10 protein-coding genes are annotated in these 14,706 nt (G+C 56.9%); 8 read left to right on the forward strand and 2 right to left on the reverse strand.

The genetic code is table 11. The annotated features are described in order from the left end of the window. Positions 1 to 22: 22 nt before the first annotated feature. Positions 23 to 1,651, reverse strand: a complete 1,629-nt coding sequence (locus AC6IZD_RS16180; RefSeq protein WP_497784482.1) for a hypothetical protein — start codon at positions 1,649 to 1,651, stop codon at positions 23 to 25. 178 nt (positions 1,652 to 1,829) lie between these two features. Between AC6IZD_RS16180 and AC6IZD_RS16185 the strand changes: the two genes are divergently transcribed. The 5 genes from AC6IZD_RS16185 to AC6IZD_RS16205 all read left to right on the forward strand — a co-directional run bounded on the left by AC6IZD_RS16185 (position 1,830) and on the right by AC6IZD_RS16205 (position 6,187). Then, on the forward strand, positions 1,830 to 2,195 hold the full coding sequence (locus AC6IZD_RS16185) for a VOC family protein (RefSeq protein WP_497784484.1): 366 nt from the start codon (positions 1,830 to 1,832) through the stop codon (positions 2,193 to 2,195). 100 nt (positions 2,196 to 2,295) lie between these two features. Further along, a complete protein-coding gene (gene rpiB / locus AC6IZD_RS16190) occupies positions 2,296 to 2,751 on the forward strand; it encodes a ribose 5-phosphate isomerase B (RefSeq protein ID WP_497784485.1) in 456 nt (151 codons plus the stop codon). Between the two features lie 5 nt (positions 2,752 to 2,756). Beyond that, entirely contained in the window at positions 2,757 to 3,437 is a 681-nt protein-coding gene (locus tag AC6IZD_RS16195; protein WP_497784486.1) for a GDSL-type esterase/lipase family protein, read from the forward strand. An 81-nt stretch (positions 3,438 to 3,518) separates the two neighbouring features. Beyond that, positions 3,519 to 4,811 carry a serine hydroxymethyltransferase gene (gene glyA / locus AC6IZD_RS16200; RefSeq protein WP_497784488.1) on the forward strand — a complete coding sequence of 431 codons (1,293 nt, stop codon included), beginning with the start codon at positions 3,519 to 3,521 and terminating at the stop codon, positions 4,809 to 4,811. Positions 4,812 to 5,041: 230 nt separating this feature from the next. After that, the gene (locus tag AC6IZD_RS16205) at positions 5,042 to 6,187 is read left to right on the forward strand and encodes a glycosyltransferase family 4 protein (RefSeq protein WP_497784489.1); all 1,146 of its coding nucleotides are present in this window, start codon (positions 5,042 to 5,044) and stop codon (positions 6,185 to 6,187) included. A gap of 120 nt (positions 6,188 to 6,307) precedes the next feature. Here the strand turns inward: AC6IZD_RS16205 and AC6IZD_RS16210 are convergent, their stop codons facing one another. Then, the gene (locus tag AC6IZD_RS16210) at positions 6,308 to 8,926 is read right to left on the reverse strand and encodes a M1 family metallopeptidase (RefSeq protein WP_497784491.1); all 2,619 of its coding nucleotides are present in this window, start codon (positions 8,924 to 8,926) and stop codon (positions 6,308 to 6,310) included. Positions 8,927 to 9,197: 271 nt separating this feature from the next. Here AC6IZD_RS16210 and aldA point away from each other — a divergent pair, with 271 nt between their 5' ends. The 3 genes from aldA to xth all read left to right on the forward strand — a co-directional run bounded on the left by aldA (position 9,198) and on the right by xth (position 14,601). Continuing rightward, a complete protein-coding gene (aldA, locus tag AC6IZD_RS16215; protein WP_497784492.1) occupies positions 9,198 to 10,664 on the forward strand; it encodes an aldehyde dehydrogenase in 1,467 nt (488 codons plus the stop codon). A gap of 104 nt (positions 10,665 to 10,768) precedes the next feature. Continuing rightward, positions 10,769 to 13,834: a glycoside hydrolase family 2 protein gene (locus tag AC6IZD_RS16220; protein WP_497784493.1), complete on the forward strand. Its 3,066-nt coding sequence runs from the start codon at positions 10,769 to 10,771 to the stop codon at positions 13,832 to 13,834. Continuing rightward, positions 13,831 to 14,601 (forward strand): exodeoxyribonuclease III, encoded by a 771-nt coding sequence (xth, locus tag AC6IZD_RS16225; RefSeq protein ID WP_497784494.1) that lies wholly within the window; start codon positions 13,831 to 13,833, stop codon positions 14,599 to 14,601. The genes AC6IZD_RS16220 and xth overlap by 4 nt, the downstream gene beginning before the upstream one ends. The last annotated feature ends 105 nt before the right edge of the window (positions 14,602 to 14,706 follow it).

The following is a 14,706-nucleotide window of genomic DNA, read 5'->3' on the forward strand; positions in this document are numbered from 1 at the left end:
CAACCCTGGCCCCCGCGGTTGATCAGTGCGATTTCTGGTAGATGTCATAGCACTCATATTCCGACACCTTGCCCATCCAGAACTGCGCTCCGCAAAATTCCTTCGTTCGCTGGAAATGATGATTGAGAAGCCGTATGTTCGCCGCAGCCGACCTCGCAGGCTTAGGCGACGCTAGCCCACCGGCAGGGACAACAATGATCGCGTTGCTCGGCGGTGCGTCCAGCACTCGGCTTGCGTCTGCGGATCTCTTCATAGACCATGTCCAGTACGCTTCATGCCAGTTGGCAAAGATGTTTTTGCCGAAGTACGGCTCCATGCCAACTCCGTAGAAGTTCACACAGTAGATCGGCCTGTGTCCCACATACGACGCTAGATAATTGGCCGTGGCTTTCGCTGCCGAATACGGTCCTTGAATCTCCGCATAGATCGTTTTCGCTGTGGACGGTATTTGTAACATCACCAGCACTGCAACCATCACCGCGAGTAGCCTCTTTGGTGCTTCAGACTTCGCTAGCTCCGCGCTCGCCCACGCGCCCCACACCGACACAAGGAATGCCGTCAGCGCCATTCCATAGTGCCACGGCCTCGACCACACAAATCCCATTGCCAGCACTGTGAACAGAAATGGAAGCGCGCAAAGGAACTGTCGCACGGCGATAAACCACAAAAGCACCATCGTAAGAATCACGACGCCCTGCACGATCCCAAACGGTTCCTTACCAGTGCTGATCGGATATATCAGAAGCAGCCCACTCGCAATTACGACGGAGACGAATCCGCCCTTACGCGTAGCGACGAGCCAGATCGCAACGATCAGAATCAACACAACTACCCACGAAGGCTCCATCCCACTCGCCTTCGCAAATGCCGAGAAGCCATCCAGTGCACTGGTTAAGCTCTCTAGCCTTGCTCCCTTCTTCAACTGAACAGCGGCTTTGAAACTGCAATCGGGATATGGTGCAGCGAGAACTTTGGCCACGAGCGCGGAAACCATCACCAGCGCGCCGCCCGCGAGTACCTCCATCAGTTGCGTTCCCCGCAACCGTCCGTTCCAGAACTCGCGAAACGTTTCCCACGCAAACGCAATCGTGATCCCCATCGCGATCGTGAATCCGTGCATGTTGGTCTGTGCCAGCAATGCCAACGCAATCGCAAACGGAATCACACGTACGGGCTTCGTCCTCCAAAGTGCTGCAGCCGCAAAGGCGAGGAAAGTCGACAGCGCGTAGCTTCGAGTTACCACCGGATATTGGTATTGATAGTAGAAAGCGAACGGGATCAGAAATCGTACCGGCTTTGGTAGAGGACTCCACCGCAGCCAGATGTACATTCCTCCGGCGACCAGCGCGACAGAGATCCACCCCAGGAACGCATATGGCATCTGCAGCCGGGCAAACAGCCACAGCAGCAAATGCCACAGCGGAGGACTTCCCTCATAACCCATCTGGTGCAGAATCCCCGGAATGCTGAGGTCCCGCGCGATCAACCAAGCCTGCGCCTCATCTGACCAGGGCTCGTGAAACCAGGAAGCTATCGCCGCAATTCCCGTGCACAGAACGAGGATCACCCATTCAGCCCAGGAACTTACGCTCGGCCTACGAATCGCAAACCTAACGCCCGTCGTTCTGGATTCCTGTTGGCGTACAGTCACAGGCGATTCCTGACAAATTGTTTGCAAACTGCCATCCACAACCGAACGTAGCACAAACATGACTAGGGTTTAAGAGTGAACATCTTCTAATCGATTGGGCGCTATTTGAATTTTCCGGTACACTTTGATTTTTGTAGACGTAAGCTCTCGATGAACATTCCTCGCAATAGGAGGCTGCATGGCTTCAATCACTGGCTTTGGCGGAGCATTCTTGCGCGCAAATGATCCAGAAGCTCTGTACCGATGGTACGAGCAGCACCTCGGTCTAGTCCGGTCCCAGGGATGTTTCACGTTTCCGGCCTCCACTCTGCGCGCTCCGGTTGTTTTCTCCTTTTTCGGACAAGAGGATGCATACTTTCCTCCGGCACAGAAAGCGATTATCAATCTTCAGGTCGATGACTTGGATCAAGTGTTGGACCGTTTGGTGGATGAAGGAGTCACCGTCGACCCAAAACGCGAAACCTACGATTTCGGAAAGTTTGGCTGGTTCACAGACCCAGAAGGAAATCGAGTCGAGCTTTGGCAGCCTGTCGCAACTGACTGATGCCGAACCAACTTACTTTGGGCATGGCCTGGGCCAACGCACGTACCAGATGAATCAAGGAACCTGTCCACCCAGAACTGACTCCGGGTACAATACTGGAATGAAAATCGCTTTGGGCGCTGACCACGCGGGCTATCTTTTAAAGGACCAGATTCGGCAATACGTGGCTGCCCTCGGCCATCAGGTGATCGACGAGGGTACGAACACTTCCGACTCGGTTGACTATCCTGATTTTGCAGCCAAAGTCGCTGAAGACGTGGCCGCTGGCAAAGCCGAACGTGGCATTCTCGTCTGCGGCTCCGGAATCGGTATGGCAATCGCGGCCAACAAGGTCCCGGGCGTCCGCGCTGCAAACATATGCAGCGAATACGAAGCGCAGATGTCTCGCGAGCACAACAACCTGAACGTGCTCACTCTAGGTGCGCGCATTCTGGACGAAAACTCCGCCAAGCACATCGTGCAGATCTGGCTCGATACACCTTTCTCCGGCGGACGTCACTCCGGGCGCATCGAAAAGATTCACGAGATAGAGAAGACACACACACTTCAGAGCTAAGCCTGATGCCCGCTGAATGGGAGGACGACAGAGTACTCGGTGAAGACTGGGCCGCACTCGACCAGTTTCGCCATGCAAACGCCACTCTGCCTCCGCCATCTTCCGGCGAGCCCCGCGTAGTGTTGATCGGTGATTCGATCACCGAAGGCTGGCGCTGGACCGTCACGCCGCACGGCCCAGAAATGGGCCGTTTCTTTCCATGCAAGCCCTACATCAATCGCGGCATCTCCGGACAGATCACCTCGCAGATTCTCATTCGCTTCCGGCAGGACGTCATTGAACTCCATCCAGCAGCAGTCGTGATCCTTGCTGGAACAAATGACCTCTCCAACAGTCCGCGCGAGAGCACGATCAAGACCATCGAGAACAACTTGGCCAGCATGGCTGAATTGGCTCACCTGCACGGCATCAGCGTTGTGCTCAGCTCAATCACTCCGGTCGCCGAGTACCCATGGAGTCCGGAGATGCGTCCGTTTCCTCGCATTGTAGCCATTAACAAGTGGGCGCAGGAGTATTGCACAGCCAACGACCACACCTATCTTGACCTGTTCACCCCGCTCGCGACGCCCTCTGGAGCCATGCGCCCTGATTTCAGCGATGACGGCGTTCACCCGAACGACGCTGGATACACGGCAATGGCGCCGCACCTTGAGCGAGCAATCGCAACCGCGCTGAAACCAAGCTAGTGCGCAGCTCAATCGACCGCTGCCCTTTTCACCCGTGCCCGTTCCGTCGTACCCTATTTATTCAGTCCCACAGGAGCTCTTATGTCGAATTCGACTATGTCGCGGTCGCTTAGCGCAGTGGACCCCGAGATCGCACAAGCAATTTACAACGAGGAAAATCGTCAGCACGAAGGCCTCGAACTGATTGCGTCCGAAAACTTTGTGAGTGAAGCGGTATTGGAAGCAGCAGGTTCGGTCTTCACCAACAAGTACGCCGAGGGCTATCCCGCGAAGCGCTACTACGGTGGATGCGAGTTCACCGACATAGTCGAGAACCTCGCTCGTGATCGGGCCAAGCAGATCTTCGGAGCCGAGCATGCCAACGTGCAACCGCACTCCGGTTCGTCCGCCAATATGGCTGCTTACGCCGCCATCATTCAACCGGGCGACACCATCATGGGACTCGACCTCGCTCATGGCGGCCACCTCACGCACGGCCACAAGTTGAGCTTCAGCGGCAAAACTTACAAAGTCGTCAGCTACGGAGTGACTCGGGAGACTGAGACTCTCGACTATGACGAGATGGAGCGCATTGCCGTGCGCGAGCAGCCAAAGCTAATCATCGGCGGCGGCTCTGCTTACCCGCGCATTATCGACTTCGCCCGCATGCGCCAGATCGCGGATAAGGTTGGTGCCTATTACCTGGTGGACATGGCACACTTCGCTGGTCTCGTCGCTGGAGGCGCGCATCCTTCTCCGGTGCCGCACGCGCACATCGTCACCACTACGACCCACAAAACGCTGCGCGGACCGCGCTCGGGAATGATCCTCAGCAAGCAGGAGTTCGCGGCAGCCATCGACAAGTCAGTATTCCCCGGATGCCAGGGTGGACCGCTCGTTCACATCCTTGCCGCAAAGGCTGTCTGCTTCAAGGAAGCACTGCAACCCAGCTTCAAGGAGTACGCCGAGCAGATCGTGGCCAACGCAAAGGTACTCGCGCAGGTGCTGGCCGACGAAGGCTATCGCATCATCTCCGGCGGAACCGACACTCACCTGATGCTCGTCGATGTCTTCAGCAAGGGCATGCTGGGCAGTGAAGCCGAGAAGGCTCTGGGAGTGGCTGGAATCACGGTCAACAAGAACGCGATTCCGTTCGACACCAATCCGCCGATGAAGCCTTCGGGCATTCGCCTTGGCACTCCGGCGTTGACCACTCGCGGAATGAAGGAAGCCGAGATGAAGCAAATCGGCCACTGGATCGCCCGCTCGCTCGAGCAGCGCAATGACGAGGCAGCGCTGAAGGCAATCCGAAAGCAGGTGTTCGAGTTTTGCGAACAATTCCCGCTCTATCCGGAGCGTCGCAAGGCACACGAGCCTGAGACTCTGCACGCATAACGAACTTCTGAACAGAAAGCACGGCTTCGGCCGTGCTTTTCGTTTGAAGAAGAAACGCCTCTGCATTTACTGAAAAGTCTATAGCTCAAAGCGCTCCAGGTGACCAGTCAGGCAATGGTTTGTCTCGCTGTCGAATCCATTAACAATTCAATCACTCCTGATGCTCCGAACCATTATCGCCAAAGTTAATAGTTCACTCCGCGCATGCTCTACTCGGATACACTTAGGGCATGCGAATCGCCATCGACGTTCGACGGATGTACGAGTTTGGTCTTGCGACCTACATCCGCAATGTCGTGCGCACTCTGGGCCAGATCGACTCAACGAACGAGTACTTTCTTGTGGGTGCGGCGCAGCGCTTCGAGCAACTCGGTTCACTGCCAGACAATTTCCATCTGCTTCCACTGCAGAATCCGGAAGCCACCTTCGCCACTTATGTCGAGATGCACAAGGTGATAGCCGCGCACGAAGTGGACCTGGTCCATGTGCCGCATGTGTCGTGGCGACCTATCATGTTGCGGGCTCCGTACGTGGTTACAGTTCACGACCTGCTGGATTACATGTATCGCGCGCGCACAAACAACGGCCTACGACGCATGGTGCACTCGTACATGACAAAACAAGTTGTGCATCATGCGGCACGGATATTCGCGGTCTCCAACTTCACAAAGCGCGATGTGGCCCGCTACTTCGGAGTGGAGCCAGAGAAGATCGAAGTGGTGTACAACGCGCTTGACGAAACCTTCCAGCGCGGTCACGCCACTCCAGCCGAGCAGGAAATGATTCGCGGACGTTACCAGGTGGACTCGCCGTTTCTACTGTATGCGGGGCGCATCAGCCCACACAAGAATGTTGCCCGCATCATCGAAGCGTTCTCGGCCCTAAAAGCGGAGTTAGCAAAGGAAGGCGCATTTCCTGACCTGAAGCTGATCATCATCGGCGACGAGGTTTCGAAGAATCCCGATATACGGCGTGCGGTGATTCGCAGCGGCATGCAGCACGACGTGCGATTCCTCGGCTATGTGTCCATTGATGTGCTGCGCATCTTCTTCGACATGGCCAAAGTGTTTGTGTTTCCGTCGCTGTACGAAGGATTTGGATTGCCACCGCTGGAAGCGATGGCGCACGGAACTCCCGTGGTCGCCTCGAATACTTCTTCCCTGCCCGAAGTGGTGGGAAATGCCGCACTGCTGGTGAATCCGGAAAACGTTTTTGAGATCAGTCGCGCGCTGCAGAGGGTGCTGACGGATCAATGCTTGCGCGACCGCATGAAATCTGCCGGCATCGAGCAGGCACAGAAGTTTTCTTGGGAGACATCGGTCAGAAGCATGCTCAAAGTGTATGAGCAGGTTGTGGCGGAGCGAAAGCGGCAGTAAAGAACTTCAGATCTGAAAATCGAAAAATCAAAAGCAAGAACCCCACATCTGCTGATACGGCAGATGTGGGGGCACCATACCAAATTCTCAATTCCAGATTCAACCCTCAAGGTTGCTGCGCTACTGCTGGCCCGTCGCGGTGCTGGCTCGGTGCTGAGTGAGCCACTGGGATAGAGGCGCGGCGTTGCGCTGTTTCATTTCTACACAGCCGGTCGAGGTTTCCTGAGCCTCGCGCATTTCGCGTTCGGCACCGGGTTCAGGATGCTGCGCTAGAAACTCATCGGCTTCCTTGCGTAGGTTAGGATCGCAGAACGAACTAGTAGCGCTGATGATGAAGCGCGGACCGCGATCGGTGGACTTCTTCTTGTAATCGTCATAGTGAGACTTCACAAACTGCCAGCTCTGCTCGGTCGCGAAGCCATTCTGAAGCACTATGCCGGTCACGAACAGATCCTGATTGCGCACGGCAGGGGTGAGAGTCCACTCAAGAGTGCGGCGCAGCAGGGCGGGGTCGCGGAAATTGGCGAGGGCCATGAAGTACGTGTAGTACTCCTGCGGGCTCTCGGCAGTATTCAGCTTCTGGCGGAATGCGTCGTAGAGCTGCGCATCGCCGTGTTCGGCGGCGACGCGGACAGCAGCTTGCGCAAGGTTTGGCTCCACCGACTTGGGATCAGACATGTAGGACTTGGTCAGTTGGCGGCTGTGCGCGATGACCTTGGTATCTTCGCCGATGTTGCCGAGAGTTCGGAAAGCCAATGCGCGAAGCGATGCAGTTTCGGGTGATTCGCCCGGCTTGGGCGCTATACCAGTTTGGTCGAGCATGGGCTGGAGGTAGGCGCGAACAAAGGACTGGAACTGCGGGCGGTCCGCGTCAGTCAACAGGTAGCGATACATGTACGTGAGGCGAGTGACAGCTTCCTCAACCAGAACGCGAGTGTGATCCTGACGCAGGTTTTCGAGAAGCGAAAGATAGTCGGGCACGCGATGGGCTCCGGAACGCACGAGGGCCCATTCGTTGTCGAGCAGAGAAATGCGCTCGGCAGGAGTGAGGGACTGCTCAAGGTTGGTGCCGGTGCGCTGCAACGTGCTGGGGTCATACCCATAACGGTAATAGCCCACGGCGTTGGAATTGGGAAATACCCACCCGCATCCCTGCACCGTGAAGCTCTGCTGCGCGGCACCGAGGAGCTGGCAGTGCTGAGTTCCGGCATTATCTCCGGCGACCTTCATACAAAGTGGAATCTGCCAGACGGTCCCAGTCGAAGCATTGAACAGCTTTGAATCAAAGAAGAAGCGCTTCTGCGAGGCGTCGATGTGTGTAGTGCCGTTGGTGCACTGAGATGCGAGTTGCACGAAGGGCACGCCAGCCTGGGTAACAAAGGATGGCATGATCTTATCCACGGGCTTGCCCGAGGAGGCGGTCATAGCGCCCCAGAAATCTTCGGCGGTAGCGTTGGCAAATGAGTGAGCCGAGAGATAGCTGCTTACGCCTTTGCGAAACTCTTCGTGTCCTAGATAGGACTCGAGCATATCGAGAACCGCAGCGGTTTTGCCGTAGGCGATGCCGTCAAAGAGCGCATCGATTTCCTTGGGCGTGGACGCCTGGTTGCGAATGGGGCGCGTGGCTTGCACGGAGTCCACATCCATCGATTGGCTGGCGCGGCGCACGCGATCAAGTTCGACCTTCCACTCGGGCTTCCATGCTTCCAAGGGCTTGGAGGCCATCCACGTGGCGAAGCCTTCGTTGAGCCAGATGTCGTCCCACCACTTCATAGTGACAAGATCGCCGAACCACTGGTGCGCCATCTCGTGAGCGATCACAGAGGCGATCTCGCGCTTGTTGCCTTGGGACATGGTCTTCTCGTCGCCGAGCAAGAGTGGCTCACGATAGAAGATTGCTCCGGTGTTTTCCATGGCTCCGGCTTCGAAGTCGGGAACAGCAAGCTGATCGAGCTTCTTGAACGGATACTTGATGCCGTAGTAGCGGTCGTAGAACTCGAGGATGTGCTTGGTGGCTTCGAGGGCGTAGGCACCTTGCGCTTCCTTGCCCGGGACGGAGCAGATGCGAAGAGGAATGCCGTCCTGCTCGCCACTGATGCACTTCCAGTCGCCGATGGCGAGGGCGACAAGGTAGGTGGACATCTTGGGACTGGTGCTGAATTTGATGGTGTGCTTGTTGCCGGGGCCGGGCGTGTCGGACACGATGCTGCCATTCGAGATGGCGGTGTCTCCGGCATCGACGACGGCGGCTATGTCAAACGTGGCCTTGTAGGCGGGTTCGTCGAATGACGGAAACGCCCAGCGCGCACTGGTGGATTCGAACTGTGTCACCGCGTACTTGCGATGGGTACCCTGACTGACATAAAGGCCACGCAATTTGCTGTTGAGCACGCCTGTGTAGTGAATCGTGAGCGTGGCAGCGCCGGCGGGGATTGCGTTGTCGAAGGTGAGCGTTGCCATCTGATCGGCGGCGTTGAGCGCAATCTTCGCAGTCTGGGTGTTTCCGGCGGCGGTCACAGTGGCGCGATCAAACTTGATATCGACGGCATTGAGAGTAATGGTGCGCGTGGGTGCTGGCACCTGGACATCAATGGTCTCATCACCGATGAAGGTGTTGTTGGAGAACTCAGGCTGAAAAGTGATTTGATAGTGCGTGGGAATGGCAGACGCCGGAAGGCGTTGTGCCCAGGCTCCAGCGCAACTCAACCAGAGCGAAATAAACAGCAAAAGTTTCTTCATAAGCTCTCCTCTACAACATAGGAAATTGGTTAGCTTCTCAGATGCGAGCCGAAGTTGAAATGCCGCCAGGCAGGAACTAACGATGACGAGTGGCAACGCGGCTGTTCCCTGCAGGCCTTAGTCCCTCTTCCAGAAACTTCTATTTTTTACGAATAGCAAATTGCAGTCAAAATTTTGCTTCGATAGCACTGCGTCCTTGGCGGGAGCGGGAGGATAATTTGCTCCGCGATTGCCACCTATGCAGGATGCCATCGTGAGAAGGAGTTATCTGATGAATCATACGGTCGCGAGTACACACTACAGAATGTTCATCGATGGTCAATTTGCCGACACGTCGAGCGGCAAGACGATTCCAGTTATCAATCCGTCAAACGAAGAATTCATAGCAGAAGTTCCCGCGTGCACTGCTGCGGACGCAGATGCGGCAGTGCTGGCGGCAGAAAAAGCGCAGAAGAGCTGGGCAAAACTGCCTGCGATTCAGCGTGCAGGCTACCTGCGAGAGATTGCATCCATCGTTCGCGCGCATGTGGATGAGATTGCTCACACGCTGAGCGAAGAACAAGGCAAGATCCTGAGCCTGGCCAAGGTCGAAGCAGAATTCACGGCGAGCTACTTCGATTACATGGCTGAGTTCGCACGTCGCTATATGGGTGAGGTTATCCAGAGCGATCGCCCGAATGAAAATATACTGCTATTCAAATTGCCAATCGGCGTGATTGCCGGGATTCTGCCCTGGAACTTCCCGTTCTTCCTGATCGCTCGGAAGATGGCTCCGGCGCTGGTGACAGGCAACACAATTGTGATTAAACCCAGCAGTGAGACCCCTCTGAATGCGTATTTGTTTGCCGAACTGGTGGCGAAATCAACATTGCCGAGAGGCGTGTTCAACCTCGTGTCTGGTTCTGGATCAGTTGTGGGCAACGCACTGGCTGGCAATCCGAAGGTCGGCATGATTAGCATGACAGGCAGCGTAGAAGGCGGCGTAGCCGTGATGAGGGCTGCATCCGAAAACGTGACCAAGGTGTCGCTCGAACTCGGCGGCAAAGCTCCGGCAATAGTGACGCCGAGTGCGGACTTGGATTTGGCGGCAAAGGCAATTTGCGCATCGAGGATCATCAACACGGGCCAAGTGTGCAATTGCGCAGAGCGCGTGTATGTCCACGAATCTGTAGCCGACAAATTCGTAGAGAAAGTCACGAAGCTGATGAAAGCCACAACAGTAGGCGATGTGCTAGCGCAGCCCGAAGTCGAGATGGGTCCACTCGTCAGCAAGCAGCAGTTGGAGAATGTCACTGCAGCGGTGGAGAAAGCCGTAAACGACGGCGCCAAAATCGTCACGGGCGGCAAGAGGATGGCGACGAAGAAGGGTTTCTACTTTGAGCCGACGGTGCTGACCGAATGCAAGCACGAAACGCAGATCATGCAGAAAGAAATCTTTGGACCGGTGCTGCCAGTGACCACGTACAAGGATCTGGATGAAGCGATCGAAAAGGCCAACGATTGCGAGTACGGACTAACGTCGTCCATCTACACGACTGACCTCGACACGACAATGCGCGCCTGCAATGAATTGAAGTTTGGCGAGACATATGTGAATCGCGAAAACTTTGAAGCCATGCAGGGATTCCACGCAGGATGGAGGAAGTCGGGTATCGGTGGCGCGGACGGCTCGCACGGGCTGGACGAGTATTTGCAAACCCATGTTGTGTATCTCGATTACGACCGCGACAAGAAGTAAGGAACTGCGAGTTATAGGAACGGCTCTTGTGCTTGAATGCACGAGGGCCTTTCTATTTGCGGGCATAGAATGGTGTCGTTGAAAAAACGTTGGGCAGGAAGAGCATGGGAAAGATTTGTCGTGCGCCGAAGGGATGGTTGAGTGCGTTGTTGTTTTTGCTGCTATGCGAGCAGTTGTTTGCTGCACCACAGGTGGAACGCAAGATTTGGAACTTTGACGCGGACTGGCGGTTTACAAAGTCGGACCCGGCTGGTGCGCAGAGGATCGCATTCGATGATGGTGCATGGGAGTCGGTGTCGCTTCCACATACATTCAATGATGTCGATACGTTTGACGACTGGTCGCTGCCAGGACACCGCGGCGAGCAGAATCAGTGGAGCGGAAGGACGTGGTATCGAAGACGGTTCAGGCTGCCACAGGAGTATCGCGGAAAGCGAGTGTTCATCGAGTTTGAGGGAGTGCGGCAGGTTGCCGAAGTTTACTTGAATGGCGTGCTGCTGGGGACGAGCAAGACGGGGTTTACGCCATTTGGATTTGAGCTGACGGAGCAGTTGAAGTTTGGCTCACAGGAGAACGTGCTGGCAGTGATGTGCGACAACCGGTTTGCACGGGATCCGCTGGATGCGGGAACAGCGGAGGCTCTGCGAAAGGCAGGGGCGCTGGGGCCGGTGGTGAATACCGATCTGGTGGCGATGGCGCGAGAGCAGAATGAGGCGCTGCCGGACAAGATAGAGGAACTGAGGGCGGATCAGATTCCGTGGAACAATCCGCACTGGCATCCGGCGCATGGAGGGATTTATCGCAACGTGCGGCTGTATGTGGTGGACCCGCTGCATGTGGAGCTTCCGCTGTGGAGCTTTTTACAGACGGCGGGGCCGTATGCGTATGCAACGAAGGTGGAGAACGACGCAGCAGAAATTGCGGTGGAAGTGCCGGTGGTGAATGGGCGCACAACACGACAACACTGCGAACTGCGCATTGAGGTGGTGGATGAGAGCGGGAAGGCGGTGGGAGCGGCTTCGCAGCAGGTGGCGATGGAGGCGGGAGAACGGAGAACGTTCACGCTACGGACGAGGATTGGGAAGCCGGAGGCATGGTCAACGGAACATCCGACGCTGTATAGCGTAGTGAGCACGATCGTCGTGAAGGGCGCGGCGGTGGATCGGAGCGAGATTCCGCTGGGGATTCGGGTGGCGAGGTGGGATGCGAAGCGAGGTTTCTTTTTGAATGGCGAGCACGTAAAGCTGCACGGCTGGGGACAGAAGCCTACAGATGAATGGCCGGGACTGGGTGCGGCGATGCCGGACTGGATGCATTTTTACACGCTGCAAATGATGAAGGATGCAGGCGGGAATTTCGTGCGCTGGGGACACGCGGCTGCAGGGGAGGCGCAGATTGCGGCTTCGGACAGGCTGGGGATGGTGGTGGATCAGCCGGGGGTGGATGGAGAATCGGACACGGTGAAAGCGGCATGGAAGCTGAGGGTGGAGGCTTTCAGGGATGCGGTCCTCTATTTCAGGAACAATCCGTCGATTGTGATGTGGGAGGCGGGAAATCAGAAAGTCACGCGCGAGCATGCGAAAGAGCTGCACGAGATTGTGGATCGATTTGATCCGCATGGCGGGCGCGTGGTGGGGTATCGGAGGGCCGACAAGACGACGACAGAGTTTATGGAAGTGGGAGTGGGGACCGAGGGCGGACGCGAAATCGCCGAGTTACCGGTGGTGGAGGGTGAGTACGATCGAGAGGAGTCTCCGCGAAGAGTGTGGGATACGGCGACACCGCCGAACTTTGGGTATCCGGAAGCGAAGGGGCAGACGTACCAGTTGACGTCCGAACAGTTTGCAGTGAATCAGGTGGCGCAGTATGTGAGGAAGCTGGGAGCGCGAGATCACTCGGGCGGAGCGAACTGGATTTTTTCGGACTCGACGAGCGGCGGACGCGTGGGAGTGGAGGTGGCACGCGCGGGTGGCGAGGTGGACGGCGTGCGTCTGCCGAAAGAGGCTTATTTCGTCTGCGCGACGATGTGGAGGGGCGATCCGCAGGTGCATATCGTTGGGCACTGGAATTATTCGGAGGGGACGAGGAAGCCGGTGTATGTGGCATCGAACGGCGAGGCGGTGGAACTGTTTCTGAATGGAGTGTCGCTGGGGCGAGGCGAGAGGTCGGACGGGTATCTGTTTACGTTTCCTGATGTGCGGTGCGCGGCAGGTGAACTGCGGGCAGTGGCGTATCGGCAGGGGAAGGTGGTTGCCGAGGATCGCAGGCACACGACTGGAGCAGCGGTGGCGCTGACGATGACACCGATCACGGGGCCAGGAGGATGGAGGGCGGATGGATCGGATGTTGCGCTGGTCGACGTGGAGGCGGTGGACGCGAGGGGCGAGCGGGTTCCGACTTGGCAGGGGCGAGTGGATTTTGAACTGAGCGGGCCGGGAGTGTGGCGCGGGGGGTACAACAGCGGCAAGGTGAAATCGACGAACAATCGGTATCTCGATTTAGAGGCGGGAGTGAATCGGGTGGCAATTCGGGCGACGAGGACGGCGGGAGTAGTTACGCTGGAGGCGAACAGCGATGGACTCAGCGCAGCGATGCTGCAGTTGGAATCGAATGCATTTGTGGCGAAGGATGGACTGGCAACGCAAATGCCCGCGGTGCCCGAAGCGCATCTGGTAAACAGCTCGGGAGAGATCGAGTCGGTGGCGAGTCCGGCGCGTGAGTCGGCGGGAAGGTTTTTGCTGGCATTCAACTATTCCGGGCCAGCTGGGACAGCGGTGCACGTCGAGTCCGCGGCGGCGAATGGGAAAAGCGCGTATTATGATGCGCCATCGGCAATGACGGAGCTGCCACGAGAGTTGGCCGGTGCGGAGTGGGTGCAGGCGAGCTACCGCGAGAGCATGTATTCGGCGGTGGACTTGATGCAGTTGCGCATTGTAGGTGGTAGCGCGGTCTACATCGCTCATGATGAACGCCTCGGAGTACCGGGCTGGCTCTTGCAGCAGTTCAAGCCGACAGCGATGACCATTGGGGTGAATGGAGTAGCCATGCGGGTTTATTCGCACATGGCAGCGCAGGAAGAGAGCTTGACGCTGGGTTCCAATACCGACGATGCAGCGGGCAAGCAGGGGATGATGTACGTGGTGTTTGTGAATTCCAACCGGGAGAGATGACTATCAAAATCGCTAGCTGGAATGTGAATTCGATACGTGCGCGGATGGAGCATGTGAAATCGTGGCTCGGCGCCGTGCAACCGGACGTGCTGCTGATGCAGGAACTGAAGGGAACGGAGTTTCCGGCAGAGGCGTTCAAGGAGCTGGGATACGAGAGCGCGGCGGTGACGCAGAAGGCATACAACGGCGTGGCCACGTTGTCGCGAACTCCGATAGAGACGCTGTGCACTGCGCTGATGGGCAATGAGCAAGATAGCCATGCGCGATTCCTCGAAACGAAGATCGATGGAATTCGCGTAGTGAACGTGTATATGCCAAATGGAAATCCGGTGGGGAGCGAGAATTTTGCCTACAAGCTGGCGTGGATGGAACGAGTATCCAAGCAGATGAAAGTGTGGGTGGACGGGGGGCTTCCGGTGGTCGTGGCAGGAGATATGAACGTCATTCCCGAAGACCTGGACTGCCATAAGCCAGCATCGTGGGCGAAGGATGCTCTATTCCAACCAGAGCCGAGAGCGGCGTATCGAGCACTGCTGGAGATGGGATACACGGATGCGTTCAGGAAGCTACATCCGGGAGAAGCGGGGTGCTTCACGTTCTGGGATTACTTCCGGCAGGCGTTCCAGAACAATCGCGGGATCAGGATCGATCACTTCCTACTGTCGCCCGCGCTGGCGGACAGGCTGGTGCGATGCGAGATCGACAAAGGGCCGCGAGGGATGGAGAAGCCTTCGGACCATACGCCCATTGTGTTGGAGTTGCGGTAGAGCGGATGCATCGTAGGGGCGCGGGGGACTGGTGGTTGGTGACCTCGGGCGGCGGTGAAGATGCAGGCGGCGGCCGGGGTCCTTCGCTTCGCTCAGGATGACACC

This window comes from Koromonas humicola (genome assembly GCF_059726255.1).